Genomic DNA, 19457 nt, shown 5'->3' on the forward strand with positions numbered 1-19457 from the left:
CGGGCGGGGCCGCCCGCCGGGCGCGGCGGTCTGCGGCCCGGCTCCCGGCTTGCCTCCCGGCCGGCCTGGGGCGGCAGGGGTGGCGTGTCACGGGGGATGCCTCGGGCCGGGGGCCGCGTCCTGTGTTGCTCCACTGGACCAACTTAGGTCGGTTTATGTGCTGAATCGGGTGTCGGACACGCCGTGGGGCGGAGCTTGGCCAAGCGTTCGACCGGTCCGCCGGGCCGGCGCCCGGCACGCCGTAAACTGGTGGACCGGTCAGCTCTCTGGCCCCTGGCCCTCTCACTTCGAGAACTGGCCCTCCGGCCCTCTCACCACGGGAAGTCGCAACGTGTCGCTCACGATCGGAATCGTCGGTCTGCCGAATGTCGGCAAGTCGACCCTGTTCAACGCCCTGACCAAGAACGACGTGCTGGCGGCCAACTACCCGTTCGCCACGATCGAGCCGAACGTCGGCGTGGTCGGCGTCCCGGACGCCCGTCTCACGAAGCTGGCCGAGATCTTCTCCTCGCAGCGGATCCTCCCGGCGACGGTCGACTTCGTCGACATCGCGGGCATCGTGCGCGGCGCGAGCGAGGGTGAGGGCCTGGGCAACAAGTTCCTGGCGAACATCCGCGAGTCCGACGCGATCTGCCAGGTCATCCGCGCCTTCAAGGACGAGAACGTCGTCCACGTCGACGGCAAGGTCTCGCCCAAGGACGACATCGAGACGATCAACACCGAACTGATCCTCGCGGACCTCCAGACGATCGAGAAGGTCCTGCCGCGTCTCCAGAAGGAGTCGCGGATCAAGAAGGAGGTCGCGGCGAAGGTCGCGGCGGTCGAGGCGGCGCAGGCGATCCTGGAGAAGGGCGACACCCTCTTCTCCGCGGGCATCGTCCAGGGCTCCGGCCGCGAGGAGCTCCTGCACGACCTGCACCTGCTCACCACCAAGCCCTTCCTCTACGTCTTCAACGTCGACGAGGACGAGCTGGTCGACGACGAGTTCAAGGCCGAGCAGAGCGCGCTGGTCGCCCCCGCCGAGGCGATCTTCCTCAACGCCAAGCTGGAGCAGGACCTCGCCGAGCTGGACGAGGAGGACGCGATGGAGCTCCTGGAGTCGGTCGGCGCCGAGGAGCCCGGCCTCGCCACCCTCGCCCGCGTCGGCTTCAACACCCTCGGCCTCCAGACGTACCTCACGGCCGGCCCCAAGGAGTCCCGCGCCTGGACGATCAAGAAGGGTGCCACCGCGCCCGAGGCCGCCGGTGTCATCCACACCGACTTCCAGAAGGGCTTCATCAAGGCGGAGGTCATCTCCTTCGCCGACCTGGTGGAGACCGGCTCGGTCGCCGAGGCCCGCGCCAAGGGCAAGGCCCGCATGGAAGGCAAGGACTACGTCATGCAGGACGGCGACGTGGTGGAGTTCCGCTTCAATATCTAGCCGGTGACTTAACACCACTTCGCTGATCTGGCAAACATGCAGGTCAGAAGGGGTCTGACTCTTCGGGGTCGGACCCCTTGATTTTTACCGTGCTGGATAGGTGCTGGATTTTCTGACCTCTCGTCACCTGTCATCACCTCCCATATCCGTACCGTGCTGGATTCGTGCTGGATGCCGACGGACCGCGGGGGGACCACGGGTGCACGTGCCGTGCGGCGAGGGCTACTAACCCAGTCGATTGGGCCCCAAGCACACGTTCTTCACATGATTAACGCCCGTTGCGGAAACAAATCTTTGCCCACCCGACGTTGTCGATCTCCGATGCGATAACGGGGGGTGGTCGGCTTGAAGCTGTTCCGTACGGGCACAACGAAAAGCGGCGTGACCGAGGTCACGCCGCGTCTTGCTGAGGTCGAGGCAGATGTGCAGGGCCTCGTCGAGGAACACATGGAGACGCTGTTGGGCGTCCGATTCCTGGCGAGCGAGTACGGCACGGGGCCGGTCCACGGGGGCCGGATCGATTCGCTCGGGCTGGACGAGAACGGATCGCCGGTCATCGTCGAGTACAAGCGCGGCGTCGATGCCGGCGTCATCAACCAGGGCCTGTTCTACCTGGCGTGGTTGATGGACCACCGGGCCGAGTTCGAGCGCCTGGTCCGCGACCGGCTCGGGGTGACGGCCGCGTCCCAGGTGCTGTGGAGCGGCCCGCGCCTGATCTGTATCGCTGGTGACTTCACGCGCTACGACGTGCATGCCGTTCGCGAGCACCGGCGGTCGATCGACTTGGTCCGCTACCGATTCTTCGGCAGCGACCTGCTAGGGCTAGAGACCGTGGCGTCCGTGAGCGGTGGCATGCAGGTGGCCCGCCGGGTGCGTCGCCAGGCGGTTGCTCGGGCAGCAGCTGACGTCCAGGGCGCGTCGATGATGGAGCTGGCGGGCGCGGTCGACGAGGCACTGCTCGGGCTCGGGGACGGTGTGAACCGTGTTGAGCGCAAGCAGTACCGGGCGTATCAGCGTCTGCGGAACTTCGCCTGCCTGTGTCCGCCGCAGCGGAGCAAGCTGCTGGTCTACCTGAAGGTCGACCCGAAGGACGTCGACCTCGTGCCGGGGTTTACCCGGGACGTGTCGGGTCTCGGTCACCACGGGACGGGTGATCTGGAGGTGCAGCTCCGTACGCCGAAGGACGTGGAGCGGGCGCAGGATCTGTTTCGGGCGAGCTACGCAGCGGCGTGATCGCCTGTGGGCCTCTTGGCTGTGCTTGCTTCGTGGCTGCTCTGTGGTCGTCGGGTGGTGCCTTTCGACGTGCGGGCAGGGCGTGGCGGTGGACTATCAATGGTGCGCGGGATCGCCGGTTTGGCTAACCGGCGATCCCGCGCTATGTTGCCCCGCTCTCGCGTGCAGATGATCAGCGTGAACGGCTGGCAGCGGGACCGGCCCTGACCGCCGGAGCGGCCGGTGGGCTGGTGAAGAGGGTCGTCCTGCGTTCGGGGCCCGCGGTCTGAGGGCGGCGAAGGCCGGTTTCGTGGGCGAGGGTTTCGGAGAGATCGGCCAGCAGCGAACTCGGGGTGTGCGGGGACGCGGTGATGGTCCAGGTGGGCCTGTCAGGATCGGGACCGGCCCAGACGGTCCAGGTGGCCAGGTTCTGGCTCGGGTGCTGTGCGGTGAAGGCGTCGAACTGGACGCCTGCGTCCCCGGTGGGGGATGTCCAGCGGATCCATCGCCCGTCCACAGTGTGCTTCCATCCGGCGTCGGAGAGGGGCTGCGTGGCCGCGGTGACCATCTTCTCGTCCACCGGGGCGCCGATGGCCGTGTCCCAGCCGTCGCCGTCGGCGAGGTGGTCCAGCAGCTCCTGCAGCACCGGGGCGGGGGTGGCGCCGGTCGCGGTGAGGACCCACATGCGGTCGGAGACGGGAGTCTCGTAGGCGGCTACGGTCCACGCGGTTTCGTGGGCGGGGGTTTCGTGGACGCGTTCGATGCGCAGGGTCTGTGATTCGTGGATGGCGTGGGTTGTCTCGTCCGACCAGGTCCGCCACCTCTCCCAGCCGCCGTGTGCGTCGAGGAAGGTGTCGAGGAGGGCGTCGTGGTCGCCGGTATCGGCCAGGTAGGCCGGGACGGTCTCCGGCTCCGGGCGGGCCGGTTCGGTCGTGGCTGCTGTGAGGGCGAGCGGGGTGCGGGCTTCGGCGGCGGCGCGTTCGGTGTCGGTCAGGGGCGCCGGCCCGGGGCGCATCTCGGCGCCGTGGACCTTTTCGAAGGCGAGCAGGGCCCCAGCGGGTGAGTCGAAGGTGTCGGCGACCTGGCGCAGGTGGTCCTCGCCGTGGAGATAGACGGACTTGCCGTTGCGGCCGAGGTAGGTGCCGACCGCGACGGTGGTGTGGCCGTCGTAGGCGTGGGCGTGGATGAGGAGCTGACCGTGGCGGATGTCGTCGTGGATCTTCTGGGCCTCGTTGGAGACCTCGCGGATTTCGCTGCGGGTGCACCAGGGCATCGGGTAGTTGGCCCAGGTCCATTCTTCGTCAATGGCTTCCCGGAGCTGAGGGGTGATCTTGACGGCGATGCCTTCGGCGGACAGGTGCTTGGCCGCGTCCTGCGCCCAGTAGGGCTCCTCATGGTCGATGCGGACCAGGACCAGCACGTTGTCAGCGACGACCGTCCAGTCGGCAGCTTCCAGGCCAAGGTGGGCAACGTGGGCCTGGGTGCCGGTCAGGACGGCGGTCACGGCGCTGGGATGGGTGGGGTGGCTGTCGAGGCGGACGTGGGCGTCGATGGTGGGAGTCACGTTGGGGTGTCGTCTCTTCTGCCGGTGGCCGGGCCTTCGGGTCCGGCCACCGGCGTATGCGGGGGCTATCGGGTTGCTCGCGCGGCGCGGGCGGTGCGCGCGGCCGTGGTGGTCGGTGGGCCGGCACGGGTGGTGGGTGCTGGGCGTGGTCGCTGCGGCGGGATCGTTCCGGTGGCGTGCTGCCAGCGGGTGCGGACGGCGCCGATGTCGGCGAGGGAGCGGCGGGCGCCGACGACGAGCTGGAACGGGGTGTTCGCCGGGTCGCCGGCGTACGCCTCGATGTGCCGGCCGGTGTGCTCGGCGGTGGCCAGGAGGGAACGCTGGAGGGCCCGCTCGCCCCAGTGCTCCACGGACCCAGCCGGTTCGGCCAGCAGGCGGAGTACCTCGCCCGGTTCGCTTCCGTCGTCCAGCAGACCGCGCTGCTGGGCTTCCCACAGAACGGTGACGGGGTCGACGGGCTCGCGGCGGCGAGCGAGGGTGGTCAGGCACTGCCACAGCCCGGCGTGCAGCGGCCGGTTGAAGTCCTCGGGGAGCAGCCACCGGACGGACTCGGTATCTGCGGGGTGCGCGGTGGCGGTCGCGAGCAGCAGCTGCTCCTCCTCGACCGCCTCGGTGTAGTCGGGCGCGATGGTCGGCGGCGGTGCCGTGGTGCGGGGCAGGACGCCGGCGCGCGGCGGGAAGCGGCTCGCGATGTCGTCCACGACTGCGGCGAGCGCGTCGGCCTCGGCGAGCACCGTCTGGACGGGGTGTGGGAGGGAGACATCGTGGACGGTCTGGACGAGGTGTTCCGCGGCGGCCTGCAGACGGCGGCGGGCGTGTTCGGCCTCGACCATGCGCGCGTAGGCCGGCGCGTGGCGGGGCCAGGGGCAGATCTGGATGAGGGTGTGCAGGTATGAGGCGGTCAGTCCGCGCGCCTGCTCGCGGCCGGCGGCGAGCACCTGGTCGAGCCAGTTGGTGTTCTTCGCGTGTTCGGCCGGATCGGGCGGGGGCAGGGTGCTGATCGCGGCGAACAGGGCGGCGTGCGCGGCGGTGGAGAACGAGTCGGCGGTAATCCCGGTCACGTCGCCGTGCCGATGCGGGTTGAGGAGGAGGGCACCGAGAAGGGCCTGCTCGGCGTAGTGCACGGGCGGCGGCGGATGTGTGTCGGGCAGGTCGTCTTCGTCGGGTTCGGGGCTGTGGGGCATCAGGCGGCCAGGGTGAAATCGTCGGGGTCGAGGGTGACGCCGAGGTGCGGGGCGAGGAGGTGGCCGGCGAGCAACGGTGGGACCGCGTTGCCGATCTGGCCGAAGACCTGGCCTTTGTTGCCGGCCCAGGGGTAGTCGGCGGGGAAGGTCTGCAGGAGGCCCGCCTCGCGGGCGGTGATCCGGATCGGCTCCGGCACAGCGGGGGCCTCTGTGTCCTGCGTCGGCGCAGCGGCCGGTTCTGCGACCCACGTGCACTCGTTCGCGCGGTGTCCGAAAAACAACGTTCCCGCCGGCTCCTCGATGGACCGGACGGTGGCGTTGGCCTGGTTGTTGCTGCGCAGCGACCAAGACCAACGGTGGGCCTCGGCGGTGAACGTCGGCGCCGGAGCGCTGGCGGCACGGTTCTCACGGGTGCCGTGCAGCGCCGCCCACCCTGCGCCTTCGCGGCGGGACTGCAGAACCACTCCATCCGGTCGCGGCATCCACGTGCCGCGCTCCCGGGCATCGGACAGCGTCTTTCGGGAGCCCGAAGGGAAAGGCTCGGGCCCGCCGCCGGGTCCGCCGCCGGCGCAAACGGTGGGGACAGGCCGGTCGGTCGCGCCCCACCCGAGCGCCTCAGCCATGCTCACCCAGCGGGCGCGGCCCGGACCGAACAGCGATTCGGGCTCAGCGACTTGGGAGTGCGTCGGCGTTGGAGGCTGTGCCGTACGGACCCGGGAGGCGAGCAGAATCGCCCGCCTCCGCGTCTGCGGAACGCCGAAGTCGGCGGCATTGAGGATCCCATACCAGACCGAGAAACCCCAGCTGCGCAGGATGGCCGCGTACTGGCGCCACAGCGGCAGCACGTCGGGGACCTCCTCCATGGCCACCCACTCCGGTTCGCCGACCGTGTTGAGGGCGTGCAGGTAGCGCATCGGCTCGGCCGCCAGCAGGGAGCGCTCGTCACGGCAGGCGGCCAGGAGCTGTGCGCGGGTGTCGCGGCCGGTGGCGAGGTCGGCGACCGCCTGGTGGACCAGGGGCTGGTCCACCAGGCCGAGGCGCTTGCCGGCCATGGACCATGCCTGGCAGGGCGGGCTCGCGATGAGCCCGGCGGTTTTTCCGAGGAAGGGCCGGACGGGATACAGCGCCACGTCGGTGCGAATCGTCAACTGCCCTGCCGCCGCACGGGTTTTGCAGGCCCACTCATCCCATTCCAGGCCCACGTCCCGTACGCCGAGGACGTCAAGCGAGTGGCTCCATCCCCCCGGCCCCGCAAACAGGTCCAGGATGGTCAAGAGGCCAGCCCGAAGTCGTCCTGCACCGGTTCGGCTTCACCGCGGCAGGCCCACGGGGAACAGCCGTCGACGACGCCCTGCTCCAGCTCCTGAAGATCCGGTCCGCTCTCGGTGAGTTCTTGCTGCATCGCCGCCCATTCGGCGGCGGTCACGTGATCGATGGGAGCTTCGCTGAGAGGGACGCGGGAGCGGTGGAGAAACGCCTCGCCGAGCAGACGGTTGCCGGTGGCGTTGGCGCGCGCGTTTCCCTTGCGGATGGCCGCGTCGAACTCCACCACGTCCTCCCACTCCTCCGGGGAGTTGTCGCGGATGTTGCGCCACTGGGCGTTTCCGTGGAAAGGGCACCCGAGGCAGCTCGATTTCGGGGTGTCGGCCAGGCCGAGCGACGTCAGATAGCGGACGCAGTCGGACCGTGACCAGCCCATGTCGATGAGCGGGTGCCGGTTGCGCATGTACTTGACGTCGGCGTCCTTGGCCCGGTGGAATTCATCGGTGGAAATGCCGACCCACTGCTCGACGAAGATTCCCTTGGGGATGCGTGTCGGATAGGGGTAGTCGAGTAGTTCGCGGATCTTTTTCTTGATCGGCTTAATTTTATATTCCCCGGTACATTGCCGCCTGGTCATACCCGGATTTCCGCCCTTGTTCAGGACGTAGAGCGGCATTGACGCAAACCTGTGGTCGGGATCCAGGGCATCCTCGCGTATGTTTCCGGACGACACGCGGAGAACGGGAATGCCTGCGGGTCTGGCTATTTCTCGCTCCAGCCGGTCGAGATGGGAATAAACGGCTCTCGGTTCCCAGCCCGTGTCGGCGAAAATTGCGTAGTCGACCTTCGGGAGTATGCCTTGTGCGGAGAGGGCGAGCATGGCGCTGGACTGGATGCCGGCGCCTAGTGAAATTGCCCGGAAGGCGGGGAGTTCGGAAATGATCGGTCCTGGGGGTGAGGAGGGTGGGGGCGTGGGTCGGCGGCGAGGCTGGCGATGCGGTCGCTGATGAGCGCGGGGTGGCGGATGGGCAGCGCGTGCGTGGTGCGGGGGAGGATCTCCAGGCGGGCGGCAGGGAGTTGGGCGGCCAGCTGCCTGGTGTGGGCGGCGGGGATGTGCCGGTCGTCCGCGCCGGCCATCAGCAGCAGCCGGTCGCCGAACTGGTTGAGCACGGTGGCGTCGCGCGGCTGGTAGCGGCGCAGGCGCTGCCACAGGTCGGCGAGATCGCGGGTGTGGGTGTGGCGGATGCCGTGGCGGCACGGCGGTGGCCCGTCGGCCGGCCGGCCGGGGTGGGGCGCGAGGTGGTAGGGGTGTGTGGTGGGCAGCCGGTGCCGCAGGAGGTCCACGGCCTGGGGCGCGTGGGTGCAGGTCAGGGCGAACAGGCTGCGTCCGGCGGCCAGAAGCAGGGCACGCGGGCTGCGGCCGGGCAGCACGCTTGCCCCGCGTGCGGTGGCCGACAGCAGCACCATGCCCCGTACGCGGGCCTGGTGTTGGGGGTGCAGGGCGGCGAGTTCCTGCAGGACGAGGGCGCCCAGGGAGTGGCCGGCGAGCACGAGCGGCCCGGTGGGGACGGTGCTGGTGAGGATCTGGTGCAGGTCGTCGGCGAGCTGCCGGATCGTCAGCCGTGCCTGGCCGCGCGGGGTGTGACCGTGCGCGCGCTGGTCGTAGCGCACGACGGTCAAGCCCAGGCCGGTCAGGTGCCGGGCGTGGACGCGCCACAGGTCTGCGGTAACGGACGCGCCGTGCACCAGCACGACCGTCGCGCCGGCGGGACGCGGGCGCACCGGGGTGTCGCGGTAGACGGACAGGCGAGTGCCGTCCGCGGCGGAGACCGACAACACCTCGGTGGCAGAAGGGGAGTTGCGCACAGGTAGGACTCCCAAAGGGTGGATCAGTAGGGGGCAGCCATTCGCCGTCCGCGCGGTCGGTGGAACCGGCCGTTCGGCACCGCACTGCGCTTGCCGCCGTACGGGGGTGGGCGGATACCGGGGAGGCGACCCCGAAGGGGCGCGGGCAGTCAGCGCCGTACGGCTGTGGCCTTCGGCGGCGTGCTCGGGCGGCGGGACGGGATGGCGCTGCCGGTTGCCGGCTCGTACCAGGGCCGGGTGGTGCCGCTGCCGTAGGAGGCGGCGAGGAGGCGCTTGCGGCTGGGCTGGTGGCGGGCGAGCGCGCGGTGGCCTTCGGCGGTTGTGTCGCTCTGGATCCCGGCGGCGGACATGTTCAGCGGCGCGGGCCCTGCGTGACGGCGGGGGCAGCAGCGGCGGGCGGCCGTGTCGTGGTCGACCAGCGCGGAACGCTGACGGTCGCCAGTGCAGGACCGCGAGCCGCCCGGGCGCGGGCGAGGTCTCGCGGTGTGGGCACCGCCACGGCCCGGGGTGCCGCGGGGGCGTCCGGCTTCAGCGGGCGCAGGTGGGCGTGGCATTCGCGCGGCACGCAGGCGCGTTCACGGGAGATTGGTGCCGGATCGGCCAGAGCCGTGGCGAAGGCCGTGACCAGGTGGGCGGGGGTGGCGCTGTGGAAATCGGCCTCCCACAGCGCCCGCCGCGCATCCGGGGAGGCAAGGATCCTCGCGCGCCACGCCTCGTCCCGGGCCACTGTGTGCCCGCCGAACGAGGAGGGAGGGCGGTATTCCAGGCGGGCCAGCAGGTCGGGCGAGGTCGCGGTGATGTGCCAGCCGTCCACGGTGATCTGCCAGCGGGCGGCGCGCAGGACCTCCCACACCATCTCCGGATGGTCATCGCGCTCGCGGTAGGGCTCGTCGTCCCATCGGCCCGTGGTGACGTCGGCGTCCAGGGCGGCGGTGACGGCGGCGACGATCTCGGGCGGGGTCTCGTCGGTGAAGGCCGCGGTCCACGTCGGTGGGGCGTGCAGATCCGTGCGGCAGCGGATCTGCCACAACGCGGTGGCGTCCGGCATCAGTTCGGATGCTTCTGGGACGTAGGCGATGCGGAGCTGGCTGCCCATGGTCGTGACGTAGAAGTTGCCCATCTCGTCACTCATGTCGTGCCAGTAGTGATGGGTCAGCGGGACGAAGGCGTCGTCACCGCAGTAGGCACTGCCGGCGAGGTAGCCAGGGGCGACGAGGACATCGTCATCGCTACGGTCACGGCCGGTCCGCTGCGTGCGGCGCAGGCCGGGGTCGGGGCGGGGTTCGGGCACAGGGGAGTCCAGTGGTGGGGAAGAGACGGAGCGCTTCGGACCGTCACCAGGTGTCGGCATTCGAGGGCCCAGGTGGCGGGCCTGGGCTGTGCCGACGAGGCCGGGCGGGAAGGTCAGCGGCGTGATCGTGTGGGGTTGGCAAGGCGCAGGTGCGCCGGTGTTCGGGCCACGGGTACAGCGCTGGCCGATGGCCGGGCGGTGGCGCCGGCAGCGTGAGCTTGGGTGCGGGCCGCCGCAGACCGGATGGTCACAAAGGGCAGGTGGCGCTCGGGGAGGTCGCGCGGCCTGCGGCGTGCGGGGTCCGGGCGGGAGAAGGCGTCGGCGGTGGCGGTGATCAGGTGCATGGTGGAGTTGCCGGGGCCGGCCAGGTAGACGGGGCTGACCAGGACGCGGCCCGTCGGGGCGAAGCCGGTCATCGCGTGCGTCCTGCGGTGGCCTGCTGGGTCGCAGGAGGCGTCACGGCCGCTGTTCGGGCGGGGGTCGTGGCGGGCTTGTGCTGGGCGAGGCCACGCTGGCCTTCGGCGGTGACGTGGAGGCGCTGGCCCTGGTGCAGGGATGTCGTGGTGTCCACTGCGACGAGTCCTCGCTTGATCAGGGCGTTGAGGGTGGCGACGTTCACGGTGGCCCGGTCCTTGTCGCTGGCCTTGAGCACGCCGTACCGGCTGATCACGTAACGGGTGCCGCCACTTGCGGACAGCCGGGCGAGGACGGCGTACTGGCTGTCCGTGATCTTCGGCGCCGGTGTCGCCTGGTTCTGTTCGGCGTGCTGCTTCAGGTCCCGGGTGATGCCGCTGGCGAGGTAGTAGCAGCCGGTGTAGGCCAGGTCGAGATGGTGGGTGGCGTTCGCGAGGTGCTCCGCCATGGCGGGGACGGCCTCCGCGTGCCGCGCCGTGCGCACGGCTGCTTCATCGGCCGGCGAGCTGAGGAACGAGGCGCCCGGCGGGCCGGGGAACGGGGCGCCCTCCAGCGGGTTGGCCTCCAGCGCGCAGGCCAAGTCGGCTGCGGCGAGACTGGCGGCCAAGACGACGGAGGCGAGCAACTCCAGAGCCGGGCGGCTGCCGGGTACGGCGGTGTACTGGCTGCCGTCGAGGGCGGCGAGGCGGAACATGGCCTGTTGGACCAGCTCGTTCGTGTCCACGATCTTCGCCGTGAGCTGCTGACGGGCGTCGGTGCCGGGTGTCAGGGTGAGCGAGCGGATCTCGCTGTGCAAGTCCTCGAAGTCGCTGCCGAGTTGCCGCAGTCGGGCGATCTCGGCTTGAAGGTCGATCTGGCGCATGGTGCAGTGCTCCGGGGAAAAGCGGACGGTGGTCAGCGGCTGCGCCGCTGGACCTGTGTGGTGCGCGGCGGTGCGGGGGCGGCACCGGGGCGGGATGGCGCCGGCGGGATGTCCTGCCAGGCCGCGATGCCGAGGTCGATGCGCACGCTGATGCCGTCGGCGTAGAGGTGGGCCTCGGCGCGGACAACAGCGCTGAGGGCCTCGCGCTCACCGAGTCCGGACGGCAGTGCGTACTGTCGCTGCGCCCCCGCTGGTATGAAGCCGTGCTGGACGAGGACGGCGTCGGCCTGGCCCGTGGCCGCGGTCGCGGTGACCGCGTGGTCGGAGAAGCGGATGGTCACGTCGGGCTCGCGTGACGAGGTTGCGCCGTGCTGGCGCGTGGTCCAGGCCAGGTCGACGAGGTCCAGGGTGTGGGCCATGAGCCCGTAGGCCGCGACGCCGGCGCGCTCGTGCGCGTCCTCGGCAGTCTCGGGCGGGAGGAGGAAGAGGGTGCGGCCCTGGTGCTCGCGGGCGGTGAATCCCGCCCCGGTCAGGATGCGGGCGGCGTTGCGGAGAGGGCGGTTGAGGACGACGAACATCCGTCGCCGGTCGAGCCGATGAAGACGTCGTGGTGGTCGGTGAGAGCCATGGTGCTCCGGAGGGTCGTGGTGCGGTGAGCGCGATCCGGGGGTGTGGCGCAGCCCGGTTAGGCGGCCGTGCCGTAGTCGCCCTGCTGGGGTGCGTGCTTGGCGACGGCGCGGGCGGTGATGGCCTTCGACGCGCGGGCGGAGGCGGCGGACAGCTCGTCAGCGCCGGGCTCCAGGTACCAGGGACGCAGGTCGAGCATCGCGGCGCGCATGCCGGTGGCGAAGCACAGCGCAGCGCCCTTGGGCAGGGCCCGGATGGCGTCGGCGGGCAGGATCCGCTCCTGCCGCATCGACACGGAGGTCGACTTGCCGGACTCCGAGTGCGAGGTCGAGGTGGTCTCGACATCGTGGTCGCCGATCAAGCGGCTGAGCTTGTCGGCGAAGTCGGGGTCGTCGATACCGCTGCCGATGACCTTCACGGTCGAGGCGGACCACATGGCGTCCATGCCGGCGTCACCCCAGACCTTCTGGCCCTGGCGGTAGGACTGCAGGATCGTGATCGGGATGATCCCGCGCGACCCGAGGTGCGAATACAGATCCGGCAAGTCGCTGATCTTGCACACGTTGGCGGCCTCGTCGAGGATCGCCAGCATGGGCGGGTCGAGCCGTCCGCCGGCGCGCTCGGCCTGGGCGGTCGCGGCGCGCATCACCGAGTCCGCGCACGCCGCGATCAGCGCGGAGGCGCCGCCGCCTCCGTCTTTGCTGAGCAGGAAGAGCGTGTCGGTGGAGGTGACGAACTGCGCCGGCTGGAATTCGGGGACGTCCTTCTGCGGCGTCACCCAGGCCGCGATCTCGGAGTTGAGCAGCGCGGCGGCGTACTGGCGGGCAGTCTCGTAGATGCCGTCGCGGGTCTCGGGCGGCCCCTCGACGGTGCCCTTGAGCTGGGCGGCGACGGCGGCGAAACCGTGATCACGGAGGATGTCGAGCGGGGTCCGGTCGGCCGGGAAGGCGAGCCACTGCATGATGTCGGTGATCGGCCGCTCGTCGAGAGCCGCGGCCAGGAGCAGCTGGGACAGGATGTTGCTGCCGGCCTTGGACCAGAAGTCGCCCTGCTGGGACGCATCGACGCTCGCGGCGAGGAAGTGGCCGGCCAGCCGGTTTGCGCCGTCCAGGGTGGTCGCGCTGGCCAGGGGGTTCCACCACATCTCGCGGGCAGCATGGGCGATCTGCTGCGGGTCCATGGTCCACACCTGTCCCGCCTTCGCCCGCGCTTCGTAGGCCGTGGTGAAGGCATCGCCGGCGGCCTTGTTGCTGGTGAGCAGCACCGGTCCGGGGGCGTGCAGGATGGAGGGGATCGCGAGCGAGGTCGTCTTGCCGGAGCGGGGCGCCATGATCGCGACGGCGACGTCCTCGAACCCCATGCGCACCTCGTGCTTGGTGCCCTGCAGGTTGCCCAGGAGGATGCCGGTGTCCTTCGCGTCGATGTGCTTGGCGTCCTTCAGGCTCGGCCGCAGGGAGCGAGCCTTGTCGGTGATCGCCCTGGCCATCAAGGGCTCGATATCCCGGGCCTTGGCCATGTCTGTGATCTTCTTTTTCCGGCCGCCGCTGCGGCTCTTGTGCCGGGCCCATACGACGCCGACCGCCGCCCCGAGGGCCAGGAGCAGAAGGACGGGCACGATGCGGGCGCCGATCAGCAGGGACGTTTCTCCCGTACCGGGCCAGACCTGCTCGGGGTGGAGCAGGGCGGCGGTCGGCTGGTACGGCGCCCAGTCGGCTCCGGTGAGGTAGGCGGTGATGTTGCCCGACAGCCAGGCGAAGTGGGCGAGGGGGACGACGATCGCGAGTACGCCGAGGAGGAGGCGCAGAACGAGGTCGTAACCGTCGGTGGAACTGTTCGAGGAGGAGGAAGGGGGCAAGGGCTACGTGCTTCCGGGCGGGGACGGAGGGATCAGCGGCTGCGGCCGTTCTTGACCGGCGGAGGCGCCGAGGGCATCGGTTTGGTCGGCGGGACGGTGCGCCGGGCAGCGAGAGTGTGGACGCGTTCTTCCAACGCCCCTGCGACAAGTACGGCGAGCACGTCTGTGGTCCGGCGGGTGACGACGTCCGGGTCGTGGGTCGGCAGACTGTGCACGCTGTCGGTGCGCGCTACGGGGGCCGGATCGGCGAGCGCGTCGGTGAACGCGGTGACCAGGCGCGCGGGAGTGTGCTCGCCGAAACGGGCCTGCCACACCTTCTGATGCAGGCCGAGCGTGACGGTGACGAACCAGGCTCCCGGATCATCCGGCGTTCCCAGGCGCTCGACGTACGCCGCCTTGTCGGGCGATACGAGGCCGTCGTCGCAGTACGGTGACCAACCGATCTGCCGGAGCGGCTCGTACGGGTCGGACGGGGCGCTCGCTGTCGAGGCGGGGTCGGTGAGGGTGTCGGTGACGGCGGCGATGAGTTCGACCGGGGTACGTGCGCCGAAGCTCGCGTACCAGGCGGGCCTGTCCGGCTCCGCAGCGTGGCTCAAGGTCCACCACTGTCCGTCAAGGTCGGGCTCCAGGCGCAGGAGGGCCTTCTGATCGGGGCTGGTGAGCAGGACGCGCGGCTCAGGGGGTCGTTGCCGTGACTCCAGCCGCAGGCACGGTGGAGGGGAACGGTGATCCAGGCGGGATCACCGCCGCCAGCGAGGTGACGCGGTGCGATGAAGTCGACCTCGACGGTCTCGGCAGTCGGGGGCATGCTCACTTCCGTGCCGCACTCCGCCGGACGGGTGCGGGGACCGGTATGGGGGCCAGAGGCGAACGGGCCTTCCGAGCAGCGGAGTTGATCTCCCGGAGCGCCTTGCCGTGAGTGGCCCAGTCATCGAGGTAGCTCCACGATTCGGCGTGATGCTCGGCGAGGGCGTCGTCGAAGTCGGCGGTGCCGGGCCTGGCGGTGGCGGGGAGGGCGTCTCGGGTCTCCAGCCACTGCTCGTGCAGTTCGTCGAGCCGGTCGAGGGCGTCGCGCAGGACGCCCAACTGGTAGACCCAGCGGCTCTGCACCGTGTTCTCCGGCAACTGGGCCAACTGGGTCTCGGCGGTGGCCAGCAGGTGACGGGCGCCGTAGCGGAGCGGTTCGAACGCCGTGAGGGTGTCGGCGTCGCGCTGGCTCGCGCGCATGCCGTAGGCGTGGTCGTCGTAAGGCCAGCCGTCGAGGTCAGTGTGCTCGTCGGAGTAGGCATCCCAGGCGTCGAGGATCTTCTTGCTGTCGCTCAGATAATCGTCGAGGTGACGGAGGAAGTCGCGGTGTGCGTGGTGGTCGGTGGAGATGAGGTGGAGTCCTGTCGGTTCAGCGGCGAGCGGCCGGCTGGGCTGGGCTGACGTTCGCCGGGGTCGTCGCGGGTTTCGTCTGCTGCCGACGGGCGGAGCGTGCCTGCGCGCGGAGGGACCTGAGGCGCGTGGCGTGGGCGTCGACCACTTGCTGTGGGCGCAGTGGGCTGGGCTCCTGCACGGCGCTGTAGTGGCCGGTGCGGTCGTACATGCCGCGCTGGAGAGGGCTACGGTCGGCCAGTGCGGTGAGGAACGATCCGACCAGGTGGGCGGGGGTGTGCTCGTCGAAGTAGGCGTGCCAGATGCGCGGGCCGTGGAACTCTCCGTGGCCGGGCTCACGGGTCTCGACGTGCCAGGACGGCCGGTCGCGGAATTCGCTCAACGGGCGCAGTTCGATGTGACACATGGAGTCTGGCGAGCGCGCTGTGCCGTCTGCGTCGCGGTGCCACCCCGCCGAGGTCACTGGTTGCCACGGGTCCGGCTGCTGTGGCGGCGGGACGATGAGGGCGTCCGTGAAGCCGGCGAGGACCTCGGCGGGCACGAGTTCGCCGAACTCGGCGTACCAGCCGGGCTCGGTGTCGGTGGGCTCCGCCCGCAGCCGCCACCACGCGGAGGTGGTGGACTGCGGGTCGAACTGGAGGCGGTGGCGCAGGTCGGGGCTGCACAGGACGATCTCGGCACTCAGGGGGTCGGAGACGGCGCTCCATCCGGCGGTGGCCAGGCCGTGGGTGACGTGGCGGGCGTCTCCGGGACCGGCGAGGTGGCGGGGGCTGGTGTCGAACGGGATGCGCCCGGCGTGCTTGTCTGCGAAGGCGGCGAGCTGCCGTTCGCTCAGCGGCACCGGCAGTACCCCGGCTCGCTCGCGGCGGCACTGCCGTACAGGTCGCGGAGGTCGTCCAGGACGTAGTGGAGTGTGTGCTGGTCGGTCTGCTCCCACGCGGCCGTGCGCAACTCGGTGATCAGAAGGTCGACCTGCGCGGTGCGCGGGACGTCCGTGTGGTCCTGAAGGGCACGGGCGAGGGCGCGCAGGGTGTCGGCGAGTTGGACGGGCAGGCCCGTGTACTCGTCGAGAAGGGGCTCGACGAGGGCGAGGGCCTCCACGGGGTCAGGGTTCTCGCGCAGGTAGTCGGTGAGGTCCGACAGCGTTTCGCTCAGTGTGTGGATGGTGTCCGGGGTGAGTGCGGGCATCGGGCTCCTTGGGACGGGCATCGGGTCAGCGGCGGGTCCGGGCGCCGCCGGCGTGGATATAGGGACGGGCGGTGGTGCGCGGCCGTGTGCTTCGGGCGCTGTTGCGGGCCCAGGTGGCGGCGCGGGCGGCCGTGATCCGGGCCTGCTGCCACGCACTGAGCTGGGAGGGCTTGACGGAGACCGACCAGGTACGGATCTGCGCGCTCAGCGGCACGCGTCCGCGAGGGCGCATCACGGGATCGGGGCCGCCGAGTTCGGTTGAGAAGGCTTGGACCAGGTGCATCGGCGTGTTCGGCGTGAAATTGGCCGTCCATCCGTTGCCCTTCTGGTCCTTCGCTCCGGTCCACCACATCGCCGAGCCGTCGGCGCCCTGGTGGTACTGCATCCACGCGGTGCCGTCGGGGCTGGTCGCGGTGTAGTGCTCGCCCTCGAAACGCGTGTGCCAGTTCTGCTCCTGCAGGGGCGCCCAGACGTTGGGGGCGTGGGCGGAGCGGGGTCGGGTGAGGGCGTCGGTCAGGCCGGCGACGATCTCCACCGGGGTCTGTCGGCCCAGGTGCGCCGTCCACTCGCCGTTGGGGCCGTCCGCTCTGCCGTGGATGGTCCACCCGCCGGGAAGGACATTGGGGTCGTAGGCGACACGGACGGTGCGGTCGGGGCTCTCCATGAGCAGAGGGCCGTTCGCCTTGGACTTGTCCCGCCATCCCGAGGCGCGCAGGAACTCCGAGACGTGTCGGATGTCGCCGCCGCCGGCGAGGGCGCGGGGCTGGACGAGGTAGTGCTGCTCGGCCTGTTCGCCTGGCCCCCAGCCCTGCCATTGCTTCTTCTTCACCGGTGCCGCCGGACGACGAGCGGTGAGGGTGCCGGGGGCTTCGGCGCGGTGGTGGCGGGCTGGGTGCCGACGTGCCGGAGGGTGTCTTTGTGTTCGTCCAGGTCGAGGGTGATGTCGTGCAGTTCGTTCGAGGCGCGGCCCAGGGCGAGCCACACCTCCGCGGGGAGAGCGCCTCGTTCGGCCTGGTCCTTGGCGAACATGCTGCCGGTGGCGACGAGGTGGGTGATGCTGCCGAGGACTCCGGCGTCCGGGTCTAGGACGCGGGCGATGACCTGCGCGGCCTGGGGCGGGGGAAGTTGAGAGAGGTGGTCGGCGAGCTGGCCGAGTTGTCGGGTGATCTCGTCGGCCAGTTTCACCGGGTAGGGGGCGGGGTGGGTCATGCTCCTCCGGGTCGGTGGACGGTCAGTGGTGGTGGCGGTGGCCGACGCGCTGCGTCTCGGCGAGGACGGCCTCCGGGCGGGCGCTGGCGAGCGGGGAGGCGCGGTCGGGGCCGGTCGGGATGCAGGCGCGCAGGTAGCGGCGGAACAGCGCGGTCGCGAGTCGAGGTTTGAGCCGGTGGCTGATCGGTGGGGGTGTGCGGGCTGCTACAGGTTTCTCCGGGGATCGGGCGGTGCGGTGGTCGGCCCCGGCGTGGTGCCGGGGCCGCCCGGGTGGCCTTACGGGGTGCGGCGGGCTGGAGCGGGGCGCGAGGGGGAGCTGGCCGGTGCCGGCTGCTGCGCGGCAGGGCGGGCCGCACGGGTGCGGACGTCGTGTACGGCCTGCCGGTAGGTGGCTTCGTCGAAGACGTCGGGCGTGCAGTTGACCTCGTACCCGGCCAGGAGCAGGGCGGGGATGGCGCGGGTCGCCAGGTGCTTCTGCTCGTCGGCATCGAGGTGTTCGGGCACGGTGTGCCAGATGTACAGCGGCGCGCCCGTGGGGTATTCGTGGCGTTCGAGGCCGAGCTGTTCCAGCAGGCCGTGGAGTTTGGCGGGGGCGCCGGTGGGGGTGTCGGCGTGGATGGTGGTCGTCAGGGCCTTGATGTAGATCTCGACGTCCGTGCCGTATTCGTCGGCCAGGTTGGCGATGTGTTTCTCTCCGGGGTCAACGGCGGCGGGAGGCCGGGGGCTGGGCGTTGCTCGGAGGCGGTGTGGGGGCCGCCGGTTGCGGAGCGCGGGCGGCGTGGTTGCGGGCGTGGAGGATCACGTGCGCGGCCTGGCTCAGGGAGCTGGTGGTGTCCCCGAGCCGTGCGAGGGGTTCGGGGACACCGCCGGGGGCAGCCCGCTGGAGGTCACTGGCGGCGATCCAGCACCGGACGACCACTTCCCTGGTGAGGGGCAGCAGCCCGTTGACCGGGGCCGCGATCTCGGTCAGCACCTCGGCCACCGCACTGCTGGTCCTGGCGGCCGAGGCCCGCTCGGCGAGCTGGGCGAGGTAGCGCAGGGCCGCTTCATGTTCGCTGTCCGGCGTGGCCAGCGCGTTCAGAGCGGGGTCGAGGTGGACGCTGTGACCGGCGGCGAGCAGGGCATGCGAGGCGGTGGTCGCCTTCAGGCGCTGCTGCTCGACCGGCAGGCCGTGCGGAAGTCGGTGGTAATCACCGCGCGGTCCGGGGACGGAGAGAAAACCGCCGGTTCGCTGGAGGATGTCCGCCGCCTTCTCGGTGCCGCCGATGGCGACGACCAGGTCGGTACGCGGGTCCTTAGTGATGGTGACGTACTCCAGCACCCAGAACTCGGGCTCCGTCTGCTTCATCGAGCCCTGGCGGTCGGATTACGGTTGCTTGCCGGGGAGGGCGGCATGGAGGCTGGGGCGGAGGTGGGCGCGGTCCGGCCTGCGGGGTGCTGGAGGGCGGTGCCGATGCCGAGGGCGTCGAGCTGAGGGCCGATCTCGCGCAGGGCGCGTGCCTGCGCCCTGGTGTCGCCGCCGCTGAGGCGGTAGGTGCCGCTCTGCGGGTCCTGGACAAAGCCGTTGGAGACGAGGATCGCGCCGGCACGGTCATCGACGGGGGCGGTGGCGACGCTGCCGTCTGGCTGCCAGGTCAGGACGACCCGGTCCGGCTGGGAGGGCTGGATGCCGCCCAGGGCGTTGTGCCGGACCTGGGCGAGCGCGCTGTCGTAGCGGGCGAGCAGGTCGCCGGCGACGTGCTCGGCGCTCAGGAACGGGTCGTCCGCCAGGGCGATGCCGTTGGGCTCGGGGACGGCGCGGTACGCCTCGTCGGGCAGGGCGCGCGGGGCGACGGCGGCGATGAGGAAGCCGTCGCGTTCGTCGTGCCGGTCGAGAAGGACGAGTTGGGCGCCGTCGGGGCGGCTCAGGACGGCTGCCTGCTGGAGCGGGTGCTCGGCGAGTGAGGCGGCGACCAGGTCCAGGTCCCAGATGCGGTCAGCCAGTTCGGCGAGGTCGTCTTTGTCCTCCGGCGGGAGGTGAGTGCTGGTCCAGATGTCGGGGAGTTCGCCGGCGAGGACGTCGGCGTACGAGGCGAGGCGCTCGGAGGTGTCGTGGTCGTGCATGGTGTCCTTGGGCGAGGTGGGG

At 70.8% G+C, this 19457-nt stretch carries 23 protein-coding genes; 3 read left to right on the plus strand and 20 right to left on the minus strand.

Features of this window, described 5'->3' with window-relative positions:
* Nucleotides 1-331: 331 nt before the first annotated feature.
* Entirely contained in the window at nt 332-1420 is a 1089-nt protein-coding gene (gene ychF, locus AOQ37_RS03180; RefSeq protein WP_062640843.1) for a redox-regulated ATPase YchF, read from the plus strand.
* Nucleotides 1421-1756: 336 nt separating this feature from the next.
* The gene (locus tag AOQ37_RS03185; RefSeq protein ID WP_062640845.1) at nt 1757-2653 is read left to right on the plus strand and encodes a DUF5655 domain-containing protein; all 897 of its coding nucleotides are present in this window, start codon (nt 1757-1759) and stop codon (nt 2651-2653) included.
* Nucleotides 2654-2825: 172 nt separating this feature from the next.
* Here AOQ37_RS03185 and AOQ37_RS03190 read toward each other — a convergent pair whose 3' ends face one another.
* From AOQ37_RS03190 to AOQ37_RS03250, 13 genes are all read right to left on the minus strand, one after another.
* Nucleotides 2826-4196 carry an SPDY domain-containing protein gene (locus tag AOQ37_RS03190; RefSeq protein ID WP_062640847.1) on the minus strand — a complete coding sequence of 457 codons (1371 nt, stop codon included), beginning with the start codon at nt 4194-4196 and terminating at the stop codon, nt 2826-2828.
* A 65-nt stretch (nt 4197-4261) separates the two neighbouring features.
* Nucleotides 4262-5380 carry a DnaB-like helicase N-terminal domain-containing protein gene (locus AOQ37_RS03195; RefSeq protein WP_078889955.1) on the minus strand — a complete coding sequence of 373 codons (1119 nt, stop codon included), beginning with the start codon at nt 5378-5380 and terminating at the stop codon, nt 4262-4264.
* Nucleotides 5380-6654, minus strand: coding sequence for a DNA cytosine methyltransferase (locus AOQ37_RS03200; RefSeq protein ID WP_062640849.1), 1275 nt, complete (start codon nt 6652-6654; stop codon nt 5380-5382). Before AOQ37_RS03200 ends, AOQ37_RS03195 begins: the two co-directional genes overlap by 1 nt.
* On the minus strand, nt 6651-7523 hold the full coding sequence (locus AOQ37_RS03205) for a hypothetical protein (RefSeq protein ID WP_199824919.1): 873 nt from the start codon (nt 7521-7523) through the stop codon (nt 6651-6653). Before AOQ37_RS03205 ends, AOQ37_RS03200 begins: the two co-directional genes overlap by 4 nt.
* A gap of 23 nt (nt 7524-7546) precedes the next feature.
* Nucleotides 7547-8509, minus strand: a complete 963-nt coding sequence (locus tag AOQ37_RS03210) for an alpha/beta fold hydrolase (RefSeq protein WP_078889956.1) — start codon at nt 8507-8509, stop codon at nt 7547-7549.
* Nucleotides 8510-8658: 149 nt separating this feature from the next.
* On the minus strand, nt 8659-8859 hold the full coding sequence (locus AOQ37_RS03215; protein WP_062640852.1) for a hypothetical protein: 201 nt from the start codon (nt 8857-8859) through the stop codon (nt 8659-8661).
* 2 nt (nt 8860-8861) lie between these two features.
* A complete protein-coding gene (locus AOQ37_RS03220; RefSeq protein WP_062640855.1) occupies nt 8862-9800 on the minus strand; it encodes an SPDY domain-containing protein in 939 nt (312 codons plus the stop codon).
* Between the two features lie 113 nt (nt 9801-9913).
* Nucleotides 9914-10216 carry a hypothetical protein gene (locus AOQ37_RS03225; RefSeq protein ID WP_062640856.1) on the minus strand — a complete coding sequence of 101 codons (303 nt, stop codon included), beginning with the start codon at nt 10214-10216 and terminating at the stop codon, nt 9914-9916.
* The gene (locus AOQ37_RS03230; protein WP_062640859.1) at nt 10213-11076 is read right to left on the minus strand and encodes a hypothetical protein; all 864 of its coding nucleotides are present in this window, start codon (nt 11074-11076) and stop codon (nt 10213-10215) included. Before AOQ37_RS03230 ends, AOQ37_RS03225 begins: the two co-directional genes overlap by 4 nt.
* A gap of 32 nt (nt 11077-11108) precedes the next feature.
* The gene (locus AOQ37_RS03235) at nt 11109-11654 is read right to left on the minus strand and encodes a hypothetical protein (RefSeq protein WP_234436773.1); all 546 of its coding nucleotides are present in this window, start codon (nt 11652-11654) and stop codon (nt 11109-11111) included.
* Between the two features lie 107 nt (nt 11655-11761).
* Entirely contained in the window at nt 11762-13558 is a 1797-nt protein-coding gene (locus tag AOQ37_RS03240) for a type IV secretory system conjugative DNA transfer family protein (protein WP_062640861.1), read from the minus strand.
* A 32-nt stretch (nt 13559-13590) separates the two neighbouring features.
* Nucleotides 13591-14292 (minus strand): SPDY domain-containing protein, encoded by a 702-nt coding sequence (locus AOQ37_RS03245; RefSeq protein WP_306305204.1) that lies wholly within the window; start codon nt 14290-14292, stop codon nt 13591-13593.
* A 76-nt stretch (nt 14293-14368) separates the two neighbouring features.
* Nucleotides 14369-14785: a hypothetical protein gene (locus tag AOQ37_RS03250; protein ID WP_234436774.1), complete on the minus strand. Its 417-nt coding sequence runs from the start codon at nt 14783-14785 to the stop codon at nt 14369-14371.
* A 9-nt stretch (nt 14786-14794) separates the two neighbouring features.
* On the opposite strand from AOQ37_RS03250, the gene AOQ37_RS40740 reads away from it, so the two are divergent.
* Complete coding sequence (locus AOQ37_RS40740) at nt 14795-14986, plus strand: hypothetical protein (RefSeq protein ID WP_199824931.1); 192 nt, start codon at nt 14795-14797, stop codon at nt 14984-14986.
* Here AOQ37_RS40740 and AOQ37_RS03255 read toward each other — a convergent pair.
* The 7 genes from AOQ37_RS03255 to AOQ37_RS03285 form a co-directional block, all read right to left on the minus strand.
* Entirely contained in the window at nt 14955-15776 is an 822-nt protein-coding gene (locus tag AOQ37_RS03255; RefSeq protein ID WP_062640862.1) for an SPDY domain-containing protein, read from the minus strand. The genes AOQ37_RS40740 and AOQ37_RS03255 overlap by 32 nt on opposite strands.
* Entirely contained in the window at nt 15767-16123 is a 357-nt protein-coding gene (locus AOQ37_RS03260; protein WP_062640864.1) for a hypothetical protein, read from the minus strand. The genes AOQ37_RS03255 and AOQ37_RS03260 overlap by 10 nt, the downstream gene beginning before the upstream one ends.
* Nucleotides 16124-16148: 25 nt before the next feature.
* A complete protein-coding gene (locus tag AOQ37_RS03265) occupies nt 16149-16952 on the minus strand; it encodes an SPDY domain-containing protein (protein ID WP_062640867.1) in 804 nt (267 codons plus the stop codon).
* Complete coding sequence (locus AOQ37_RS03270) at nt 16949-17332, minus strand: hypothetical protein (RefSeq protein WP_062640868.1); 384 nt, start codon at nt 17330-17332, stop codon at nt 16949-16951. The genes AOQ37_RS03265 and AOQ37_RS03270 overlap by 4 nt, the downstream gene beginning before the upstream one ends.
* A gap of 276 nt (nt 17333-17608) precedes the next feature.
* Nucleotides 17609-17836 carry a hypothetical protein gene (locus AOQ37_RS41045; protein ID WP_234436775.1) on the minus strand — a complete coding sequence of 76 codons (228 nt, stop codon included), beginning with the start codon at nt 17834-17836 and terminating at the stop codon, nt 17609-17611.
* Nucleotides 17837-18032: 196 nt separating this feature from the next.
* Nucleotides 18033-18680, minus strand: a complete 648-nt coding sequence (locus AOQ37_RS03280; protein ID WP_062640872.1) for a hypothetical protein — start codon at nt 18678-18680, stop codon at nt 18033-18035.
* Nucleotides 18677-19435 carry a hypothetical protein gene (locus tag AOQ37_RS03285; RefSeq protein ID WP_062640874.1) on the minus strand — a complete coding sequence of 253 codons (759 nt, stop codon included), beginning with the start codon at nt 19433-19435 and terminating at the stop codon, nt 18677-18679. Before AOQ37_RS03285 ends, AOQ37_RS03280 begins: the two co-directional genes overlap by 4 nt.
* Nucleotides 19436-19457 lie beyond the last annotated feature (22 nt).

Source organism: Streptomyces maremycinicus (assembly GCF_001184025.1).
In the GTDB taxonomy this organism is placed as follows: domain Bacteria; phylum Actinomycetota; class Actinomycetes; order Streptomycetales; family Streptomycetaceae; genus Streptomyces; species Streptomyces maremycinicus.

What these genes read in the sequence shown, in the direction of transcription:
- AOQ37_RS03280 (WP_062640872.1), bottom strand. Translation starts at nt 18,680, where the DNA reads ATGAAGCAGACGGAGCCCGAGTTCTGGGTGCTGGAGTACGTCACCATC.
- AOQ37_RS03235 (WP_234436773.1), bottom strand. Translation starts at nt 11,654, where the DNA reads ATGTTCGTCGTCCTCAACCGCCCTCTCCGCAACGCCGCCCGCATCCTG.
- AOQ37_RS03215 (WP_062640852.1), bottom strand. Translation starts at nt 8,859, where the DNA reads ATGTCCGCCGCCGGGATCCAGAGCGACACAACCGCCGAAGGCCACCGC.
- AOQ37_RS03285 (WP_062640874.1), bottom strand. Translation starts at nt 19,435, where the DNA reads ATGCACGACCACGACACCTCCGAGCGCCTCGCCTCGTACGCCGACGTC.
- AOQ37_RS03205 (WP_199824919.1), bottom strand. Translation starts at nt 7,523, where the DNA reads ATGCTCGCCCTCTCCGCACAAGGCATACTCCCGAAGGTCGACTACGCA.
- AOQ37_RS03250 (WP_234436774.1), bottom strand. Translation starts at nt 14,785, where the DNA reads ATGCGCGCGAGCCAGCGCGACGCCGACACCCTCACGGCGTTCGAACCG.
- AOQ37_RS03225 (WP_062640856.1), bottom strand. Translation starts at nt 10,216, where the DNA reads ATGACCGGCTTCGCCCCGACGGGCCGCGTCCTGGTCAGCCCCGTCTAC.
- AOQ37_RS03260 (WP_062640864.1), bottom strand. Translation starts at nt 16,123, where the DNA reads ATGCCCGCACTCACCCCGGACACCATCCACACACTGAGCGAAACGCTG.
- AOQ37_RS03195 (WP_078889955.1), bottom strand. Translation starts at nt 5,380, where the DNA reads ATGCCCCACAGCCCCGAACCCGACGAAGACGACCTGCCCGACACACAT.
- AOQ37_RS03270 (WP_062640868.1), bottom strand. Translation starts at nt 17,332, where the DNA reads ATGACCCACCCCGCCCCCTACCCGGTGAAACTGGCCGACGAGATCACC.
- AOQ37_RS03230 (WP_062640859.1), bottom strand. Translation starts at nt 11,076, where the DNA reads ATGCGCCAGATCGACCTTCAAGCCGAGATCGCCCGACTGCGGCAACTC.